At 41.2% G+C, this 20,916-nt stretch carries 21 protein-coding genes; 2 read left to right on the top strand and 19 right to left on the bottom strand.

What is annotated here, in order from left to right:
* From HT679_RS08610 to HT679_RS08535, 16 genes are all read right to left on the bottom strand, one after another.
* A complete protein-coding gene (locus tag HT679_RS08610) occupies positions 1-987 on the bottom strand; it encodes a glycosyltransferase family 2 protein (protein WP_164226464.1) in 987 nt (328 codons plus the stop codon).
* 1 nt (position 988) lies between these two features.
* Entirely contained in the window at positions 989-2,092 is a 1,104-nt protein-coding gene (locus tag HT679_RS08605; protein ID WP_173214124.1) for a glycosyltransferase, read from the bottom strand.
* Complete coding sequence (locus HT679_RS08600) at positions 2,082-2,927, bottom strand: phosphorylcholine transferase LicD (protein WP_164226466.1); 846 nt, start codon at positions 2,925-2,927, stop codon at positions 2,082-2,084. The genes HT679_RS08605 and HT679_RS08600 overlap by 11 nt, the downstream gene beginning before the upstream one ends.
* Before the next feature lie 128 nt (positions 2,928-3,055).
* The gene (gene psr / locus HT679_RS08595) at positions 3,056-4,330 is read right to left on the bottom strand and encodes a polyisoprenyl-teichoic acid--peptidoglycan teichoic acid transferase Psr (protein ID WP_164226467.1); all 1,275 of its coding nucleotides are present in this window, start codon (positions 4,328-4,330) and stop codon (positions 3,056-3,058) included.
* Entirely contained in the window at positions 4,327-5,175 is an 849-nt protein-coding gene (gene pheA / locus HT679_RS08590) for a prephenate dehydratase (protein WP_173214122.1), read from the bottom strand. Before pheA ends, psr begins: the two co-directional genes overlap by 4 nt.
* Entirely contained in the window at positions 5,172-5,648 is a 477-nt protein-coding gene (locus HT679_RS08585; protein ID WP_173214120.1) for a shikimate kinase, read from the bottom strand. Before HT679_RS08585 ends, pheA begins: the two co-directional genes overlap by 4 nt.
* Positions 5,641-6,924 carry a 3-phosphoshikimate 1-carboxyvinyltransferase gene (gene aroA, locus HT679_RS08580; protein WP_173214118.1) on the bottom strand — a complete coding sequence of 428 codons (1,284 nt, stop codon included), beginning with the start codon at positions 6,922-6,924 and terminating at the stop codon, positions 5,641-5,643. Before aroA ends, HT679_RS08585 begins: the two co-directional genes overlap by 8 nt.
* A 91-nt stretch (positions 6,925-7,015) precedes the next feature.
* Entirely contained in the window at positions 7,016-7,354 is a 339-nt protein-coding gene (locus HT679_RS08575) for a YlbF/YmcA family competence regulator (RefSeq protein WP_000065980.1), read from the bottom strand.
* Between the two features lie 53 nt (positions 7,355-7,407).
* The gene (locus HT679_RS08570; protein ID WP_173214116.1) at positions 7,408-7,695 is read right to left on the bottom strand and encodes a hypothetical protein; all 288 of its coding nucleotides are present in this window, start codon (positions 7,693-7,695) and stop codon (positions 7,408-7,410) included.
* Between the two features lie 144 nt (positions 7,696-7,839).
* Entirely contained in the window at positions 7,840-7,989 is a 150-nt protein-coding gene (locus HT679_RS08565) for a hypothetical protein (protein ID WP_173214114.1), read from the bottom strand.
* 10 nt (positions 7,990-7,999) lie between these two features.
* Entirely contained in the window at positions 8,000-9,103 is a 1,104-nt protein-coding gene (locus HT679_RS08560) for a prephenate dehydrogenase (RefSeq protein ID WP_112444086.1), read from the bottom strand.
* A gap of 9 nt (positions 9,104-9,112) precedes the next feature.
* Positions 9,113-10,279 (bottom strand): chorismate synthase, encoded by a 1,167-nt coding sequence (gene aroC / locus HT679_RS08555; RefSeq protein WP_173214112.1) that lies wholly within the window; start codon positions 10,277-10,279, stop codon positions 9,113-9,115.
* A 9-nt stretch (positions 10,280-10,288) separates the two neighbouring features.
* The gene (gene aroB / locus HT679_RS08550) at positions 10,289-11,356 is read right to left on the bottom strand and encodes a 3-dehydroquinate synthase (protein WP_173214110.1); all 1,068 of its coding nucleotides are present in this window, start codon (positions 11,354-11,356) and stop codon (positions 10,289-10,291) included.
* 18 nt (positions 11,357-11,374) lie between these two features.
* Complete coding sequence (locus HT679_RS08545) at positions 11,375-12,229, bottom strand: shikimate dehydrogenase (protein WP_173214108.1); 855 nt, start codon at positions 12,227-12,229, stop codon at positions 11,375-11,377.
* The gene (gene aroD, locus HT679_RS08540) at positions 12,219-12,896 is read right to left on the bottom strand and encodes a type I 3-dehydroquinate dehydratase (RefSeq protein WP_173214106.1); all 678 of its coding nucleotides are present in this window, start codon (positions 12,894-12,896) and stop codon (positions 12,219-12,221) included. Before aroD ends, HT679_RS08545 begins: the two co-directional genes overlap by 11 nt.
* Complete coding sequence (locus tag HT679_RS08535) at positions 12,893-14,056, bottom strand: class I SAM-dependent rRNA methyltransferase (protein WP_173214104.1); 1,164 nt, start codon at positions 14,054-14,056, stop codon at positions 12,893-12,895. The genes aroD and HT679_RS08535 overlap by 4 nt, the downstream gene beginning before the upstream one ends.
* A gap of 116 nt (positions 14,057-14,172) precedes the next feature.
* Here HT679_RS08535 and HT679_RS08530 point away from each other — a divergent pair, with 116 nt between their 5' ends.
* Positions 14,173-16,323 (top strand): sulfatase-like hydrolase/transferase, encoded by a 2,151-nt coding sequence (locus tag HT679_RS08530; protein ID WP_173214102.1) that lies wholly within the window; start codon positions 14,173-14,175, stop codon positions 16,321-16,323.
* A 223-nt stretch (positions 16,324-16,546) separates the two neighbouring features.
* On the opposite strand, the gene HT679_RS11670 is transcribed toward HT679_RS08530, so the two are convergent.
* The 3 genes from HT679_RS11670 to HT679_RS08520 all read right to left on the bottom strand — a co-directional run bounded on the left by HT679_RS11670 (position 16,547) and on the right by HT679_RS08520 (position 19,243).
* Positions 16,547-16,807 carry a hypothetical protein gene (locus HT679_RS11670; RefSeq protein WP_316043869.1) on the bottom strand — a complete coding sequence of 87 codons (261 nt, stop codon included), beginning with the start codon at positions 16,805-16,807 and terminating at the stop codon, positions 16,547-16,549.
* A 71-nt stretch (positions 16,808-16,878) separates the two neighbouring features.
* Positions 16,879-18,513, bottom strand: a complete 1,635-nt coding sequence (locus HT679_RS08525; protein ID WP_173214100.1) for a hypothetical protein — start codon at positions 18,511-18,513, stop codon at positions 16,879-16,881.
* On the bottom strand, positions 18,494-19,243 hold the full coding sequence (locus HT679_RS08520; RefSeq protein WP_173214098.1) for an ABC transporter ATP-binding protein: 750 nt from the start codon (positions 19,241-19,243) through the stop codon (positions 18,494-18,496). Before HT679_RS08520 ends, HT679_RS08525 begins: the two co-directional genes overlap by 20 nt.
* A 179-nt stretch (positions 19,244-19,422) precedes the next feature.
* On the opposite strand from HT679_RS08520, the gene HT679_RS08515 reads away from it, so the two are divergent.
* Positions 19,423-20,877 carry an alpha-amylase gene (locus HT679_RS08515; protein WP_112444103.1) on the top strand — a complete coding sequence of 485 codons (1,455 nt, stop codon included), beginning with the start codon at positions 19,423-19,425 and terminating at the stop codon, positions 20,875-20,877.
* Positions 20,878-20,916: the final 39 nt, after the last annotated feature.

Genomic DNA, 20,916 nt, shown 5'->3' with positions numbered 1-20,916 from the left:
CTAATGTAATTTTTTAGATTTTTCAATATTTTTCAGTAATAAGAATCGGTATAAGGAAATATTTATGAATAGGGCTAAAGCACTAATTCTTCTCCCCTTACGGAAAATTGAATTCCTAGAAATATCAAAGGCACTGCCTTTTAAAAAACGATGAATCTGGGAATAGGCTTCAAACTGTTTATACTGATCATCTAGCAACATCTTATCCAGAATAAAGAAGTGGGCATAGGCCAATCTGAAAAAAGCGACCTCTTTCAAGTCAGGATAGTTTTTCACAACTTCATTATAAAACTTTTGGTAGATATCAATATAGGCTAAATCCTTCTCTGCATAGGGTTTGGTTGTAATACTATCCCCTCTATGGAAATAGTAATAATAGGGTTTAGTATTAACCACATACTTCTTGGCCAACTTGATTAAATCAAAATGGTAATAGGCATCTTCGTAAATCAATCCCTTTGGAAAGGATAGGGCAGTTGCAATCTGTCTCTTGATTAGCTTATTGCAAATAGTCCCAGGTATTTTTTCACCTATGAGGTATTCCCTCAGAAATGTTTGGGAATCACAGACAAAATAGTCATCCTGATTGGCTGACTGTGGGCTTTCATCATTAGCATAGACATTCATGACACCACAGCTCGAAACATCGGCATCTTCTTGCATTATTTGCTCATATAAGCTCTGAATCATTTCTGGATGGATATAATCATCTGAATCAATAAAAATCAGATAATCCCCATGAGCCTGCTTCATTCCATCATTTCGTGCTTGTGACAATCCTTCATTCTTTTTATGAAGCACTGACACCCTATCATCTTGTTCAGCGATTGAATCACACAAGCGACCACTTTCATCTGTTGCACCATCATCAACAAGAATGATTTCCAGATTTTGATAGGTCTGCTTCTGAATGGAAGCTATCGATTTTTCTAGGTACTGCGCCACATTATAGACTGGCACAATGACACTAATTAATGCAGTTTCCATGCTACTCCTCTAATAGTTTTTCTACTTGTTCGATTTGTTTGGCAATTGTAAATTGTTGAATGAATTGACTAGCCTCATCGACATCAAAGTTTGAGGCAGAAGTCATATAGTTCGTAATTGCCTGAGCTGCCTCTTGATTGCTCTCAATGATTTGTCCAAATCTTCCTTCTTGGGATAGTTCCTCAGCACCTCCAACATCCGTAGAGACAAAAGGGATTCCAAGGCTCAAGGCCTCCACATACACCCCAGGAAAACCTTCTTGTTTAGACATAGACAAGAGGATCTTCATCTGAGACAAATACTGGTATGGATTTTTTTGATAACCAAGGAAATGCACATAGTCTTCAAGCTCATACTCTTTAACTCGTTTTTTCAGTTCCTCTTCCATATCACCAGCCCCGATAAAATAGAGATGATAGTTTTTCCCCTCTTGGTGCAATAACCGTATCACTTCCACCACACGGTCAGAACCCTTATTTTCCTCAATCCGTCCGATGGTACAGATACTTTGAGGAGCAATCTCGATATCGATCTTCTCTTGAGATTTTTCTAAAATAGTCTTAAAATCATATCCATTGTAGACTGTCTGTAATTTAGAAGCATAATCTGGATAGACTTCCTTGATAGAATTGCTGGTCTTTTTTGAAATTCCTACAATGGTATTCGCAGCATCCAACTGGCGTCTATGTGATTCTCTTTTGGAGCTATCCTTAAGAAATTCTTCGATACTTCCATGAATCCAAGAGATTTTCTTGACTTCTTTTCTTTTAGAGAACAACAGTGGTGGATTCATAATGGTAAAGGAAACTTCAACATCATAATCATCTTCTACAAGCAAACGACGAGTCAGTCTTGGAAAATAAATTCTCATTCTCCACAAAAAAGCTCGTAACCATCTAGCTTGGCGATAATCTTGAAGAGATTTTAAAATGCCTACATGCTTGGGAACAGATTCGTATCCCTTGTCAAAGTGCTCCATTTCAAGAATATCAATATCATACTTTTCTGGATCCAGATTTGAAACAATGGTAGACAGAATCTTTTCTGCACCGCCTCCGAGAGAAAAAGACCACATAAAAAATAAGATTTTTTTCTTAGCCACCATATTCTCCCTTGTATTCTGTATAAGACTTATCCATATCAGCGATGACAGCATCATGATGCGGCATCTGCTTGTCTGCTGGCGGAGGCGTCATATAATCCCCAAAAGCAGTGCTGAGATAGGCATCATAGCCGATTGGAATAGGCATCTCTGTTCCTCCAAATGGCAAGAAAAGATTGTCTTCAAAAGATGCGATTGGGTACTTGTTTCTCATATAGCCAGGACCTGAGCATAATTCTGTAACGCCATCACTCTCAGACAAATCATACTTGGTCATTTCTTTCTCAGCTTTTTTCCAAATGCGATAACGGAGAGATTTTGGAGTCACACCCAGTAAAATACGGCTTCCCCATTTCATAAGTGTACCATGCTTTTCTGGGACAGTTTGCGCACAAAAAAGAGAATAAATCAAGGCCCAGCGAACCTGTTTCTTCCGCTCAGCTGGATTTTTCGGATAATAATCCAAAGGCAAAACGTCCAAGGCCAAACCATGTGGCAATTCTAAATCCTGCTGATAAGGCTTGATACAGGTGGTTTCCTTGTCACGAATGGTAATAAAAAGATTGCGGTCAACAAAATCCTTGTGACTCTTTGACAAGAAATAACGTTCATCTGCATAACGAGGCCATAATTCTGCTAATTTCTCATAATCTTTACGAGGCATAAAAAAGTCTAGGTCGTCATCCCAAGGAATGAAACCCTTGTTTCGAAGGGCACCAATAGCACCCCCTCCACAGAGATAACAAAGTAAATCATGCTCCTTGCAAAAGGCCACAAAGTATTCAGCCATCTCCAGACTACGAGCCTGAATTGCTTTTAAATCAGTCATATTATTCATTATTCTTTCTATCGTATCGTTTCATTATACCACAAATAGGGGGTGAAAATCTATTGCAGACTGTAAAAAATCAAAGCCTGATTGCTATCCAAATAGCTATCAAACTTTGATTTTCATTGAGTATTATCTTATCTCAAGCCCATCTGAGCTAATTTATTCTGATACTTGTTTTGATCGACCAGCAAGCCTAAGCCTCCATAAACATCGTAGGCATCTACCCAGTCACCCAGTTCTGGAATCGTCAATTTTTCAATACCATTTTTTGCTCCATCCAAAACAGATAAACCGTTTGTTAGGAGGAAAGTATAGGGTGCATTGGTTGAGGTCATAGCAAAAACCTTTCCAAGAGCTTCAGAACCAGTGAAAAGTTTAGTAGGATCTTTAATTTGCTCTAAAATTGCTGTTAAAACTTGCTGCTGTCTTTTTGTACGGCCGTAATCCGCCTCATCATCATCACGAAAGCGTGCATAATTGAGCAGGGTCGAGCCGTTCATCTGCTGTTTTCCGACTTTGATGGTTTGGGTTGGAGACTCAGTCTCAGTAGCGTGTAAATCATCTCCGACTGTAGCTTCTGTTAGTGGACGCCCATTTAATGTTGAAAATTGGGCATCAATTGTCACCCCATCAGGGAAAAGGGTGTCAATCGCTGTGGCAAAGGCCTGAAAATCGACCAAGGCATAGTACTTAATGTCCAAGTCAAAATTATCTTTCAAGACTTGACGAACCATTTCTGCCCCTTTTTGTCCTTCTTGTTCCCCTAGTTCATAGGCTACGTTTAACTTGTTATCCGTCTGTTTTCTACCGTTAATGACTTGGCTGTAACCGTCTATATAAACCAAATTGTCACGCATGAAACTGACTAGCTTAATTTTCTTATCTGAACCTCCGACATTTAATACCATAATAGAATCAGTCCGCGTCTCAGCACTATTTTGGCCGATTCGACCATCCGTCCCCATAATCAAAATATTAACACCATCTCTGGTATCTTGACCATTAAAGACTTGAACCTGTGCTGCCTTGGCATCAGCAGTTTTCTTTGCACTAGCATCTTGGTAACCACGTAAAAACATGAATACCATGGCCAAAGCCACACAGACCAAAAGTGAAAAAATCACCATAAAAATGCGTTTAAGACGGAGCTTCCGTCTTTTCTTTTTGGGAGGAGCAGAGAGTGCTTGTGATTTGTATTGTGAGCGACTCCGGTTCGCATAGCTTGGTAAGTCAACCTGCTCTTCTCTTTCTTGTTCCAAGCTGGAACTACTATTTACCCTAGCAATAGTTAGCTTTTCTTGCAAATAGGCAAACTCATTTTTTTCTCTCTCATTGAGATAGTGAATATTTTTTAGCAAATAATCATAACGTAATTTTTCATGATGACTGAGAGGATTTTCTTTACTCATCTTCTCTCCTTTCCATGGTCTGATATTGGATAAATAGGATAGGCACCCAGAACTTTATACTGGATTCCGATGGCTTCTAGTTCTTTTTGGGCAAAGTGAACCAAGTCCTTATCAGTATAGTCCACATCGATAATGAAAAAGTATTCGCCTAGCGCTGTCTTGAGTGGACGACTTTCAATTTTTGTCAGGTCAATTCCTCGCCAAGCAAAGGTCGAAAGAGCCTTGTAGAGTGCACCTGGAAGGTTGTCAGGTAAGGTCAGGGCCAAACTCATTTTCTCAGTTTGTGCTTGCAAGGGAATACTAGGCTTTTCAGCTCCCAGAACCCAGAAGCGTGTGAAATTGGCTTCCATTTCCTGAATATCCTCGGCAATCAGTTCTAAGCCATATTCTTCAGCAGAACTTCTAGGTGCAATTGCTGCAAAGGGCTGATCTGGATGTTCGGAAATAAAGCGGGCCGCATAAGCTGTACTAGCAGTCACCTCTATTTGAGCCTCTGGATACTGTTCATCGATGAATTTCTTTCCTTGAGCCAAGGCCTGTGGATGTGAAAAAATCTTTTCAATCTTAGTATGGCCTGGAACCACCATCAACTGCTGATGAATAGGCTGAACGATTTCTGCAACTGCTTGAATGCGAGCCTGATGAAAAAGGTAGTCCAAGGTTTCATGAACACTACCCTCAATAGAATTTTCAACTGGCACCACAGAATAGTCCACTAATCCTTGCTCATAAGCCTTGATGACATCTGTAATATTGGCAAAGGCCTGCAATTCCTCATGAGGAAAAGCTGTCTGCACAACGTGGTGTGAAAATGATCCCTTGGGACCTAGATAAGCAATTTTCATCTCAGTTCCTCTATAATTTCCTCTGGGCTTAACTTGGTCACATCCAAAACCCGACTAGCCACTTCCTCATACCAAGCCTGTCTTTCTTGGAAAATTGTTGCTAGTTCTTCCTTACTATTATTTAGAAAAAGCGGGCGCTGATTGTCCTTATCAGCTGCGATACGATGGTAGAGGGTTTCAAAATCGGCTTTCAGGTAGATGTTATCTGTATTAGTCTTGAGTAAGTCACGATTTCGCTGAGAAATAACCACTCCCCCACCAGTTGACACAACTTGATCTGTTTGTAGTAACTCAGCTAGAACTTCTGATTCTATCCGACGAAAGGCTGATTCTCCCTTTTCAGCAAAAAAATTCGCAATGGACATACCTAGGCGCTTCTCAATCAGGGCATCCATATCAAGGTAATTAGGATCCAAGCCTCTTGCAATAGTCGATTTGCCAGCCCCCATAAATCCTAGTAATACCTTAGCCATGAATCAAGCTCTCCAAATCATCAAAGAAGCTAGGATAACTGGTATTGATGGCTTCTGCACGGTCAAGCTCCACCTCTCCATCTGCAACCAAAAGGGCTGCAATGGCTGTCATCATTCCGATACGATGGTCTCCAAACGTATTGACTCTAGCACCGTGAAGGGCTGATTTTCCTTTGATAATCATTCCATCTGCTGTAGGAGTAATATCTGCTCCCATGCTATTTAAGGCGTCTGCCACAACCTGAATGCGGTCTGTTTCCTTGACCTTGAGCTCCTCAGCATCCTTGATAACTGTAACACCTTGGGCTTGGGTCGCAAGTAGGGAAATAATAGGCAATTCATCAATCAAACGTGGAATCAAAGCGCCACCAATCTCTGTTCCTTTTAAATCAGAAGACTCAACAGTCAAAGTAGCAGATTTAGCGACTGGATTGATTTCAGTTATTTCCAATTTTCCACCCATGGCGCGAATGACATCAATAATACCGGTGCGCGTTTCGTTGATCCCCACATTCTGCAGCACTAGACGAGAGTTTGGAACAATCAAACCTGCGACCAACCAAAAGGCTGCACTGGAAATATCTCCTGGAACAACCACCTTTTGTCCTGTCAATTTTTGTGGCCCTTGGACTGTGATTTTCTTGCCGTCCACACTTAAATGACCACCAAATTGTTGCAACATATCTTCAGTATGATTACGGGTGCATTCTTTTTCGATAATAACTGACTCCCCCTTAGCTTGTAAAGCTGCAAACATCAAGGCTGACTTAACTTGGGCAGAGGCAATTGGCAACTCATACTGAATAGGTCTTAGGTTTTTCGTCCCTTTTAAGTGAAGGGGAGGCAGGTCTCGCTCAGCTTGCCCAGAAATGTTAACACCCATTTTTTTCAGTGGAATCGTCACACGGTCCATAGGACGTTTGGATAGACTGTCGTCTCCGAACATTTCTACTTCAAAGTCTGCACAAGCAAGAACACCTGAAATCAGACGAATCGAGGTTCCAGAATTTCCCATATCAAGAGCATTTTGCGGAGCTTTTAGGCCGTCCATACCGACACCTTGAATGGTAATAACCCCATCTTTATCCTCAATATCAACACCAAGGTCACGAAAAACCTGCACGGTCGAAAGAACGTCTTCACCTCGCAGAATATCATAAACCTTGGTCTCACCCTCAGCCAAACTTCCAAAGATAATGGAACGGTGGCTGATAGACTTATCACCTGGAACGCGGATACTGCCATGTAAGTGGCGAATGTTTGTTTTTAGTTTCATACTGGACCTCATACTTGCAATACTTTTACTTATTTTATCATAAAAAGTCAGAAATTCCTTAAAAATTCCTGACTTTATGATAGTTATTTTCTTATTTTAGCAATTCTGAAACTGGTTCAAAAACAATTTTTTCAATGTCAGAAAGGTAAATTGCCAATTGTTGTTGCTTAGTAAAGAATTCTGACAAGAGGCTATTTCCTTGAATCTGTTTACCAAAGCCTTCCATTTTCGCTTGGAAGGATGCATCTGGCATTTGACCTGTCTGCGCTAATCTTTGAATTTCCTCTTGGAAAGCAACATATTCTGTAAAGATTTTGCTTGCCTCAGCATCTGCTGAAATCGCATCTTTAGCCGCTTTGACAGCCTTGTATTCTGGTAATTCGCGTAGGCCGCGACTGAGTTCGTTTGCACTATCGTAAATATTTGACATGATGTTCTCCTTATTCATTTCTTTTAAAATTACTAGTCACTCTGTGGTCTTTATTATTGTGCAATCACTTTTATATGACCTCTTGAATGTCCATTCCTTAATTCCTTATCTGGTATATACTCGATCTTCAAAGTTCCTAAATTAGAACCTGTTTTTATTTCATTTGACATAAGATTATCAAAATAGTTCTCTATCTCATCATCAGATAAGGATGATTCAATCGATTTAACAATATCATGAAATACTTCTTTCATTCCTGCAACACCAGATTCACTATTTTCATTTGTCTGATTTATTGTTACGTTGATTTTAGCAGTATCATTTGCATGTAAAAGTTCCAAGTAGTATCCGTAGCTTGATGCGAAATATTTTATTTTTATATTTCCTTTTTTGATATTTTCCAATGGGCTATTAGAATTTTGATTATAGCTATTGATAAACTCATTAATAATTCTATCGTCTACATACTTTGAATTGGTTTTCTCTTAACTTATTTCCTTGTTGGATGGTTCATTTTTTGTCTCAACACTAGCTTCTGAAGTAGTTTTCACATCTTTTTTAACAGCGTAAGCTCTAAGTAAGATAAAAGAAATAAAGATAATACCAAATATGAATCTAGGCTCTATTTTAGGCATATTTTTCTCCTTATTTGACAACGACTGTGTAGTCGGTATTTTCTGTTATTAGATGCTCAGCTCTTTCCAAGTCTTGAGCATTTTTAAATGAAATTTGTAGAATCCCGTGAATATCCTCACGGTTTTCCTCGTTGATATGAATATTGACCAAGGAAGTTCCACGTAGTAGTTCCAAAATCCTCAAGATGACATCTTCTTCATCGGGAACGTCGACATAGAGGTCGTAAGAACTATCCACACCACCACGCTTATGAATTTCCATGGCCTGACGTTGCTCACGCGCTTGGTTGAAAAAGTTCCAGATTTGGTTTTCATCACCCTTACTGATAGCTTGTCCAATCTCGTCCAAACGCTCCTTGAAATCCCCAATTCTATCTAAAATTGTTTCACGATTGGACAAGAGAATGGAGGTCCACATACCTGGCTCGCTTTCCGCAATTCGGGTCATATCTCGAAAACCACCGGCAGCAAAACGCCTTGCCATCTCATGTTCTTGAGCATAGACCACGGTCTGTTCCATGAGACTAGAAGCCAGAATATGAGGAAAATGGCTAATCTGAGAAGTGACTCGATCGTGCTCCTTGGCATCAATCTCGATAAAACGAGCATGAAGACCTGAAAGTAAGTCCTTCATTTCCTCAAGTGTGTCAGGACTTGTCAGCCTCGAAGGTGTAAAGATATAATAGGCATTTTCAAAAAGATTGACATCCGCAGAAGCAGCCCCTGTCTTGTGACTACCAGCCATGGGATGGGCCCCGACAAAGCGAACAGGCTTACCAGCTAAATAGTTCTCCGCCGCATCTACAATGGCTGACTTGGTCGAACCAGCATCTGAGATAATCACGCCTTCTTTTAAGTCCAAGTTGGCCAACTCCTTAATGAAAGCAATGGTTTGCTTGATTGGCAAGCTGAGAATGATGATATCTGCCAAAGGAGCAAAACTAGCAAAATCATCCGTTGCACGGTCAATCATGCCTTCTTTCAAGGCAATATCTCTCGAAGCTTGACTGCGATTATAACCTAAAATTTCATAATCTGGATGATCGCGTTTGATACCAAGGGCCATCGAGGCACCAATCAATCCAAGGCCCGCGATATAGACTGTTTTTGCCATAGAAACTCCTTAATAGTTCTTTGTATAGTCTCGGTGCTTGACCACTGCTTCTTTTAATTCCTCTAGATTGTCTGATGAGAATTTTTCGAGGATTTCTTGTGCTAAAACCGTTGCCACAACAGCTTCCATAACTACACCTGCTGCTGGAAGAGCAGTCGGGTCACTTCTCTCAACGGTTGCCTTGTAAGGTTCGTGGGTTTCGATATCCACACTCATAAGTGGTTTGTAGAGAGTAGGAATGGGCTTCATAACTCCACGAACAACAATCGGTTGCCCATTGGTCATACCACCTTCAAAGCCACCTAAATTATTGGTGCGACGGGTATAGCCGTCTTCTTTAGACCAGAGAATTTCATCCATGACTTGGCTGCCTTTACGGTAACCAGCTTCAAAGCCAAGACCAAATTCTACTCCTTTAAAGGCATTGATAGAGACAACTGCCTGGGCCAATCGCGCATCCAATTTTCTGTCCCATTGGACATAGGAACCAAGACCAACTGGAACACCTCCAACGACTGTCTCCACAACCCCACCGATGGTATCACCGTCACGTTTGATTTGGTCAATATAATCCTTGATTTCCTGTTCTCTTTCTTGGTTGACAATAGAAGCTTCAGACTGGGCAGCTCTTTCCTTAATCTCAGCCACTGTCAGATTCTCAGGAACATCGATTTCCTTGCCACCAAAGACTACGACATGGTTGGCAATCTCCATATCCAGCTCAGCCAAGAGGCGTTTGGCTACTGCCCCAACTGCCACCCGCATGGTAGTTTCACGAGCTGATGAACGCTCCAAGGAATTTCGCAAATCATCAAAACGGTACTTGATACCCCCAACCAAGTCGGCATGACCTGGACGTGGATGAGTGATTTTTCGTTTGCTTTTAAGACGGTCTTCAATGTCCTCCGCAGACATGATGTCCAGCCATTTCTGGTGGTCCTTATTGATGACATCCATAGTAATAGGCGCCCCTGTCGTCTTCCCGTGGCGAACGCCCGAAGTAAAGATAACTTGGTCGCTCTCAATCTTCATACGACCACCGCGGCCGTAGCCACCCTGACGACGTTTAAGGTCTCCATTAATATCCTCAGCTGTCAAAGGTAGTCCAGCTGGAATTCCTTCAATGATAGCTGTCAGACGGGGACCGTGTGATTCTCCTGCAGTTAAATATCTCATACACTCTCCTTATTTTACCAAGTAGTCTTTCATCTCTTCCAGAGAAACTGGGTGAATGATCGCTGAACCAAGCTCTGGCACCAAGACCAATTTCAAGGTGTTGCCACGCGCCTTCTTATCATGAGTTAAAGCCTGATAAAGCTTGTCAACATCCCAGCTCTTATAGTCAACAGGCAAGCCAAATTTCTGACACATTTCTGTGATGGACTGGGTAATACCAGCTGGCATAAGGCCTTTTTCCTCAGCCACCTTGGAAATCTGAACCATACCCATAGCCACAGCCTCTCCATGCATGACTTTACCATAACCGGCAGTCGCTTCAATGGCATGGCCAATAGTATGGCCAAAATTGAGGTAAAGGCGGACACCATTGTCCAACTCATCCTCAACTACCATCTTGCGCTTAACCTGACAAGAATGTTCAATCAAAGTCTCTGCATGTTCCAGAATGCCCTCTACAGAACCATCTAGCTCCGTCAAAATTTTCCACAGTTCTGGATCCTCAATCAAGCCATACTTGATAACTTCACCCATCCCTTCAATCAACTCTCTCTTTCCAAGCGTTTCAAGAACAAGTGGATCAATCAGAACCCCATCTGGTTGGGCAAAGGTACCCACCATATTCTTAGCAAATGGAGTGTTAACGCCTGTCTTTCCACCGATAGACGAATCCACCTGGGCAGTTAAACTGGTCGGAATCTGAACAAAGTGAATACCCCGCATATAGGTAGAGGCTACAAAACCAGCCAGGTCACCAACAACACCGCCACCAAGAGCCACGATTCCATCGCTACGAGTCAGTCCTTGCTTGACTAAAAATTCATAGACTTTCTGAACAGTGATTAAATTCTTTCTTTCTTCCCCTTCTAAAAAGTCAAAAACTGCTACCTGAAAACCAGCATCTTCTAGGCTGAGCTTGACCTTCTCTGCATAAAGAGAAGCTACATGGTTATCTGTCACAATGACTATCTTTTGTGGTTGCCAGAGTTCTCGCAACCATTGACCAGCCTGAGCCAGACAACCTTTTTCAATCTGAATATCATAAGGATGATGAGGAATATCAATTCTGATTTTCATAGGAGAATCTCCCTTTCTTTATTGGTATTTTTCTGTTAAGGACTGCCAAATCTCTTCTGTCGGCATTTCCTTGCCTGTCCACAGTTGAAAAGCTTCTGCAGCTTGATAGAGCAACATCCCCAGACCATTGACGGCTGAATTACCCTGACTTCTGGCCCATTTTAAAAATGGCGTTTCAAAGGGTTGGTAAATAATATCTGCCACCAAGATAGTTTCTGGCAAATTGATGCTTTCAGGAACTGGGGATGATTGACCATCCATGCCCACACTGGTGGCATTAACCAGTAGATCCGACTCAGCAATCCTTTCCTGCAAGACAGAAACATCTTCTAAAGCATACAAGTCCACCTTAAAGCCTGTCTGCTCCTGTAACTTGTCTAGGTAAGGTCTTGTTTTTTCCATAGAAACTGAACGAACAAAGACCGAAATCTGACTGACGCCGTCCAAAATAGCTTGTGCCAAAATGGACTTGGCCGCACCACCTGCACCCAGCAGGGTCATCTTCTTACCTGTAATTGTAAAAGAAGGCAAGCTCTTAAAAAATCCCTTGCCATCTGTATTATATCCAATTAAATTGCCATTCTCATTGACGACCGTATTAACCGCACCGATCAAGCGCGCTTCGTCACTCAGCTCATCCAAATAAGGAATCACCTGCTCCTTATAGGGCATGGACAGGTTGATACCAAACATCTGGTAGCGACGAATATTGGCCACTGTTTCTGCCAAGTCACTCGCTTCAATCTCCCAAGCCACATAAGCACCATTGGTAGCTGTCGCCTCAAAGGCGTTGTTGTGAATAAAGGGAGAAATAGAGTGCTTAATAGGATTGGCAACAACTGCAGCTAAACGTGTATAGCCATCAAGCTTCATTCAAAATCTCCCTGATTTTTTTCATGTTAGCTAGGGAAATCTGACCAGGGGCACTGGCTTCATCCAGACTGGCAAAAGACCAACTCGAACCAGTCACACCCGCAGTGATACGAGAAACCTTGCCCACCTTGCCCATAGAAATGGTCACATATTCCTGTTCAGGATTGAGGGTTTTAAAGCCTCGTGTATAGTTCATCAAGTCTAATACATCCTGCTCCGTGTGAGCCATCACCGCAACCTTGACAAGTTTTGGATTTAGGCTCGTCAACTCTGACAAGATTTCCATCATATTTTCAGGTGTTTCTTGGAAATTGTGATAACTCAAAATGAGATTTGGAAAGTCCAACATTTCCTCAAAAACATCCTTGTAGCTATAGTACTCAAAATCAATATAGTCTGGTTGATAGAGTTGCGCCACTTCCTTGATTAGATGGATATATTCTTCTGGAGAAAGTTCGATTTCTCCCCCTTCAGAGCGAGTTCGCAGCGTGAAAACCAACTCACGACCTGCGAATTTTTCAAAAATAGCTGGAGCTACCTGCAAAATTGCTTCCTTAGGCAGATAGTCGGCACGCCATTCAATGATGTCGGCATCCAGGTACCTCGTGGCGTCCAGAGCCTGGGCCTCCTCTAAACTTCTTGGCATTACTGAAACGATCAATTTCATTTACTAACCTTCATACTAATCACCTTGAGGTAATTACTACTTTCATCTTTTTTATTATAGGCGAAGTCTGCTGGAAGACCGTATTTATTTAAAATCTGGTAACTTCTTCCTGCAAAGCCTTTATCAATTTGTTCTGTAAATTTCTGGCGGGAAACATTGGCAGCATTAGTACTGGCAATGATAATCCCTTCCGGATTTAAAATCTCAAGACTCTGGGAAATCAACTTGTGATAATCCTTGGCCACAGAGAACGTTTGTTTTTTGTTCCGAGCAAAGCTAGGCGGATCTAGGACAATCACATCGTAGGTCAAGCCTTTTCGCTTGGCATACTTGAAATATTCAAAGACATCCATGACTATAAAACGATGGTTGTCTGTGCTAAGTCCATTTGCCTGAAAATGCGCTTGAGACAATTCTCGTGAACGTTTGGCTAGGTCCACAGAAGTTGTCTGACTTGCTCCTCCCATGGCCGCAGCTACTGAAAAGGCTGCTGTATAAGAAAACATATTGAGCAAGGATTTGCCCATAGCCAAACCGTCAACTAAGCTACCTCGAACTTCATGCTGGTCTAGGAAAATTCCTGTCATCAAGCCATCATTCATAAAGACTTGATACAGGACTCCATTTTCCAGAACAGTGAAAAAGTCAGGTGCTTCTTGACCATAAACATGGGCTGATTCATAGTCCAAACCCTTAAAGCGTATCTTCTCATAGACCCCTAACACCTCAGGAAAAACCTGTCTAAAAGCTTCTGAGATAACCTTGCGAATCTGATAAACATAAGAGTTATACCAAGAAAAGACAGCATAGTCGCCATAAAGGTCCACTGTCAGACCGCCAAAGCCATCTCCCTCTTGGTTGAAGAGACGAAAGGCAGTTGTCAAATCATCTTGATAGTAGGCTTTTCTCTTTTCTTTGGCTTGTCTAAACAGTGTTTCAAAGAAAGCTTGATTGAAGGTCACCTTGTCCTTGCTAACAAACCAGCCCAAGCCCTTGTTTTGCTGCGAAAGGTAGGCAGTTCCAAGAAAGGTTCCTTCCTGACTCTGCACTTCTACTTCCTGATCCTTAAGATTGACATTCTCAAGATCACTGGCTTCTAGTAAAACTAGCCCCTTAGCGAGCTTCTTTTCAACCCTTTTGCTGACTCTTATTCTATTCATAACTACCATTATATCAAACTTTTAGACAATTCTCAAAAAAGAAACTACCCTTGCTTTTTTACTCTTCTTTTAAAAAATGGTATACTAATACTAATAAAAAATTAGGAAGTAAATGTGTGAAAAGCAATTTTAACAAAATCCAAAAAGCCATCGGTACCAGACTGGGTTTTGTCCTAACCCTTTTAATCCTATATTGGCTCAAAACCTTATTAGCCTATGCCGTTGACTTTAATTTAGATATTCAAGTGGGCAAGTTGCAGGGAAATTACCTTGCCTTTATCGCCTTTTTCAATCCCCTTCCTTTGGGGCTCCTCCTGCTAGCTTCAGCCCTCTATGCTCGCTCAACCAAGATCTTTTATGGTCTTAGTATAGCTATTTATAGCCTTTTATTCATTTGGCTCTATTCTAATGTCTTTTACTATCGAGAATTTAGCGACTTTATCACGGCTAATACCATGAAGGTGGTCAGCAAGGTGTCTGTCGGCACTGCAGAACTAGAGTTACTGCGTCCTTGGGATTTCATCTATTTTATGGATTTCCCACTGCTGACTTTCCTTTTCTATAAAAAATTCATCCATTTGGATAGGAGACCTTTCAAATTTCGCTCCAGTATTGCCATCACTGCTCTCTCAGCCCTGCTCTTTTCAGCTAATCTTTTTTTGGCTGAAATCGAGCGTCCCGATCTCCTATCGCGAGGATTTTCGAATTATTATGTTGTCCGCGCCCTTAGTCTACCCGCCTTTTTAGGCTATAGTGCCAACCAATCCTACAGTGCAAACAAGGAACGTGCCAAGGCTTCTGAGACTGACCTTCAACCTATTACAGATTATATTCAAGAGCATTCGGCTAAGCCCAATCCAGACTATTTTGGCTTGGCCAAAGGAAAAAATGTGATTTATCTCCACTTGGAGAGTTTCCAACAGTTCCTGATTGACTATAAACTCAACCTAGATGGAACTGAGCATGAAGTCACTCCCTTCCTAAATTCACTCTACCATTCGCAATCAACCCTAGCCTTTTCGAATATCTTTAACCAAGTCAAGGCTGGTAAAACCTCAGATGCGGAAACCATGCTGGAGACTGGTTTGTTTGGACTTGACCAAGGTTCCTTTATGGTTAACTATGGAGGTACCAATACCCAGCAGGCAGCTCCTTTTATCCTATCAAAAAACGGCTATCAATCGAGTGCCGTCTTTCACGGTAATATCGGGACCTTCTGGAATCGAAATACGACCTACAAACAATGGGGCTACCAATACTTCTTTGATGCTTCCTATTTTACCAAGCAAGACAGTAGCAATTCTTTCCAATATGGTTTAAATGATAAAATCATGATGAAAGATTCTATCCAATATCTGGAGCATTTGCAGCAGCCTTTTTATGCTAAGTATATCACGGTGTCCAATCACTATCCTTATGCTAGCAATCTGACAGGCGATGAGCTTGGTTTCCCACTGGCTAAAACCAAAGATGAAACAATCAACGGCTACTTCCAAACAGCTAACTATCTGGATAGTGCTATCAAGGCCTTCTTTGACTATCTCAAAGAAAGTGGCCTCTATGAAAAATCCATCATCGTCATCTACGGAGACCATTATGGTATTTCCAACTCCCGAAATCCTGAGCTGGCTCCCTTGATTGGCAAGACTTCTGAGAACTGGTCTAATTACGACAATGCCATGTTGCAACGAGTGCCTTTTATGGTGGTCATTCCTGGCTATGAAAAAGGACAAATCATCAATACCTACGGTGGACAAATCGATATCTTACCGACTCTCGAACACCTCCTTGGCATTGAGTCCAGTTCCTTCCTTCAAGTCGGCCAAGACCTCCTATCACCAGACCACCAAGAAATCGTTGCCTTTCGAACTGCCAATTCCTTCGTCACACCAAAATATACCAACTACGACGGACGAACCTACTATACTGAAAGCGGTCTTGAAATCAGCAATCTTGATGAACAAGCTCAGACCGAACTGGAAAGCGTTCGACAGGCAGCCAGTCAACAGCTGAAAATCAGCGACCAGATTCAAACTGGCGATTTGATACGTTTTTACCAAAAAGATCATCTTGGAAAAGTTGATACTGAAAGTATTTCTTACCTCAATTCTTTACCAATTCTTCAAAAGATTGAGCAGGAAAAAGGTAGTCAATCAAACAGTCTCTTTAGCCAACGACAAGGTAAGACCAGTACTGACCTTTTCAAGGCACCAAGTTACCAAGAACTCCATCCCGAGTCGGCCGAAACCGAATCAAAATCACAATAAAAGATGCTCTTCCATCGTGGAGGAGCATTTCTTTTTATAAAATAAAATTCAATGAAAATCAAATAACAAACTAAGAAACTAACCTGTAAGATTGTAGGTAGAGAGGTTGTACCTGCAATATATGTCTGTCAAGTTTAGTGACGAAGATAGTAGAAGAAATATTAGGATATAAATCAGCTTCAGCAGGTATCTGGAAAATTTGATTTTATAGAAAAGCCTTTTGTTACAAACTAAATATACTATCAATAAATAATATTATAGAAGCAACAATAATTAAAATTTCACCTATTTGCATCATTCTATTTCGAACTTTAAATATATGTTCTATCAAAAATACTTGGATCACACACATTATAGGAATGAACGTTTTTGAAATTGAAAAATATCCCAATAAATAAACTATAAACAACAATAATAGAACTAGATTATATTTCTTATTCAAAACATTCCTCCCTATATATTTTTGATTACCAATCTTAATCATTTACAACTACATTCTAACAAACTATAAAAGCGTTTGTCGAATTAAATTTATCAAGATAGTAACCAACTAGCTCATCTTTTTTCTATTTCTGTCAATATGCGTGACAGGTAGTAATGATAGCCAAAAATAGCAAGAGCAAGCAAGACGATAAGAGTTCCTACTCCCAAGCTGATGGCAAGGACAGGGGAGAGAGACCGAACCAAGAATAAGCTCCCTATTACAAGGGCCATTAAGATTGCACTATAAATAAAAATCAAAACAATTGCTACTATACGATTTGAACGGTTCACCAAGTCCGTAATGCTACTCCAATTGGTTGACAGATTTTTCACGTCCTTAAGGTAATGGTGGCAAGAAAGGATGACACTGGCAAGGATCCATGCCACAAGAAGGTAAATCATCGAAAGGATGGGCAAGCCTAGATATAGAGAAAGGCCAAGTAAAGTCAGAACTGGTAAAAAGGACTGGACAGCAAATATAATCCAAAATTTCACTTTCACATAACGAGCAAAGTCAAAGGGTAAACTCTTAAGAAAATCAACATTTTCTCTCTCCAAGGACAAGGCAATTGAATGCAGGCTGGTGATATTGTTATTGACAACTGCTATAAACACTCCTACAAAAAACAAGGGTAACCAGTATGGAGGATGAATGTCTGGAACTATCTGAGAATCTCGGATTTTGGAAATCAGACCGATCATCATGAGATAAGGAAGGAAAGCACTTGTAAAAAGCACTGTAATCACGCCAGTCCCCTGTCCCAAGAGGGTGAGGTGGTAGCGTAAAACCATACGGAAAAATCCCTTTTTAGTAGTTGAAATTCTCTCCTTACTGCGACGTTCTTTCTTGACCTTCTCCTCACTGTTAAGCAGAATCACGTCATAAAAACGAGGAAAAACCTTCTTTTTGCTCAAGTAAAGCAAGAAGAGAGTTAGTCCTATCCAAGCGAGCAGACCCAGGATGGCTTCTGTCGAAAAAGGCTCCACTGCTATTTTGTAAAAGAGATGAATAGGATAAAGGAGAAATGGAATGTCTCTAACTTTGTCAACAATACGTCCAGAAGTCGACTGTAGAAAGAAGACATATATTAAAGGTATGAGAACTCCTATCCCAATCATCACATTCGAAAAAATAGACTGATACTTTCTGAAGACCCTAGTCTGAGCCAAGAAATGTACTGCCACTACCATCACTAAAGTAACAGAGACAAATAATAAGGCCAAGGACAGTAGCATCAAAGGCAAGCCCAGCCAAAGAGAAGGTGCTAGCCTAATATAGAGGACTAGAAAATAAGCTAGGATTGGTACAATTCCAGTTAGAGCTGGCAAGAGAACAGACAGTCCTTTAGCAATTATAATCTCTGATTCTTTAAAGGCATAGGGTCTATACGATACCAAGTCCTTACTCTCATAAAAGACATTGTAAAATGCAGTGAAAGAAGTTGAAAAGGCAAGCACTAGTAAAATAGCAACCATGCTACTAAAAAAACTTGGTATTTCCTCAAAAGGAAAACGAAAGGCTATATTTATAAACATGAAAAGCATCAAGAGACTAGAAAAAATGTAAGAACTTAGGACTCTAGCGGAAACATTTACTTTTTTCTCAGGATTCTTAGCTTGCTTCTTTCGTAGGTTAGCCAGATTAGCTTCTTGAGATGAATAGAGGATATTGATATCAACTAATTTTTTAATGACCTTGAGACGCATCTGAAACCTCCTCTTTTCTACCAGCAAGGCTAAGATAGATACTTTCTAAAGACTGGTTTGGGTGGTCTTTTCTCAAGTCCTCTACGCTACCACAATAAATCAAATGCCCCTTTTTCAAAATGGCAATCCGATCACAGACTTGCTCTGCCACCTCTAGGACATGGGTTGAAAACAAGACTGTCTTGCCTTTTTGCGCATGCTCCTTCATCATTTGCTTCAAATCAAAGGCAGCCTGGGGATCCAAACCTGTCAAGGGTTCGTCCAAGACCCAAATATCGGGATCGGACAAGAGTGCTCCGATGACAAAGACTTTCTGACGCATTCCGTGAGAAAGGGTTTCAATAACCTGATAGCAGTTTTCAGCAAAATCAAAAACGTTCAATAGCCTAGCTAGACTAGCCTCCAAGTCAGAGCTGCTCAAATCATAGGATGAGGCAATCAATTCCCAAAATTCATTGGCCGTTAAGCGTAAAAATAAGTCAGGCGAGTCTGCAACGTAGCCAATCTTTCGTTTAATAGCCAAGCGATTTTCCGATAAATCCTGACCATCTACCAAAATACGACCACTGCTGGGCGAAATGATACTGACTAGGGATTTTATGGTAGTCGATTTTCCAGCACCGTTATGGCCAATCAAGCCCATAATCTCCCCATTTTCAATCTGCAAATTGAGATTGCTCAAAGCCTCTTTATCACCATACAACTTACTAACATTTTGAAATTCAATCATGGGATGACTCCTATCTTTATCTATATTACATACTATTATACTAGCACTTTGATACAAAAAAATCAACACTTTATTTTAAGTAGATACAATAGTTTCCTTCTATTCTTACGCAAACGTTTGCGCCAAGAGATACTTTATGATAGAATAAAGAACAAGATTGACAAGTAAGAGGAAACATCATGCAAAATCAAACACTCATGCAATACTTTGAATGGTATCTGCCCCACGACGGTCAGCACTGGACGCGTCTGGCTGAAGATGCTCCACACCTAGCTAATCTCGGTATCAGCCATGTCTGGATGCCACCAGCTTTCAAGGCTACCAATGAAAAAGATGTAGGCTATGGGGTCTATGACTTATTCGACCTAGGAGAGTTCAACCAAAAAGGGACAGTCCGTACCAAGTATGGTTTCAAAGAAGACTATCTTCAAGCCATTCAAGCCCTAAAAGCACAGGGAATTCAACCTATGGCCGATGTGGTGCTCAATCACAAGGCGGCGGCTGATCACATGGAAGCCTTTCAGGTCATCGAAGTGGATCCTGTAGACCGTACAGTCGAACTTGGAGAACCTTTCACCATCAATGGCTGGACTAGCTTTACCTTCGATGGTCGCCACGATACCTACAATGACTTCCACTGGCACTGGTACCACTTCACAGGTACTGACTATGATGCAAAACGCCGTAAGTCTGGGATTTATCTCATCCAAGGGGACAACAAGGGCTGGGCAAATGAGGAATTGGTCGATAACGAAAATGGTAACTACGACTACCTCATGTATGCCGACCTAGACTTTAAGCATCCTGAAGTTATCAAAAATATCTATGACTGGACTGACTGGTTCATGGAGACGACTGGTATTGCTGGTTTCCGTTTGGATGCCGTTAAGCACATTGACTCTTTCTTCATGAGCAATTTTATCCGCGATATGAAGGAAAAATACGGTGAGGATTTCTATGTTTTTGGTGAATTTTGGAATCCAGACAAGGAAGCCAATCTGGACTATCTTGAAAAAACGGAAGAACGCTTTGACCTTGTCGATGTTCGTCTCCACCAGAATCTCTTTGATGCTAGCCGAGCAGGTTCCAACTATGACCTTCGTGGTATTTTCACAGATAGCCTGGTTGAACTCAAGCCTGACAAGGCTGTGACTTTTGTCGACAACCACGATACACAACGAGGTCAGGCTCTTGAGTCTACCGTTGAAGAATGGTTTAAACCAGCAGCCTATGCCCTCATTCTGTTACGCCAAAATGGCCTTCCATGTGTCTTTTACGGAGACTACTATGGGATTTCAGGACAATATGCTCAACAAGATTTCAAAGAGGTCCTTGACCGCCTCCTAGCCATCCGAAAAGATTTGGCCTATGGAGAACAAAATGACTACTTTGATGATCCTAACTGTATCGGTTGGGTACGTTCAGGTGCTGAACATCAATCCCCAATCGCAGTCCTTATCTCAAATGACCAAGAAAACAGCAAATCAATGTTTGTCGGCCAAGAATGGGCTAACCAAACTTTCATAGATTTACTTGGAAACCACCAAGATCAAGTTACAATCGATGAGGAAGGTTATGGACAATTCCCAGTCTCAGCTAGATCCGTAAGTGTCTGGGCAGCCAATACAATCTAATAACTCATAATAATCCAGCCAGGTCCAATCGGATTTGGC

Source organism: Streptococcus sp. 4886 (assembly GCF_013276485.1).
GTDB lineage: Bacteria > Bacillota > Bacilli > Lactobacillales > Streptococcaceae > Streptococcus.
This window is presented reverse-complemented; position numbering and strand designations above follow the sequence as displayed.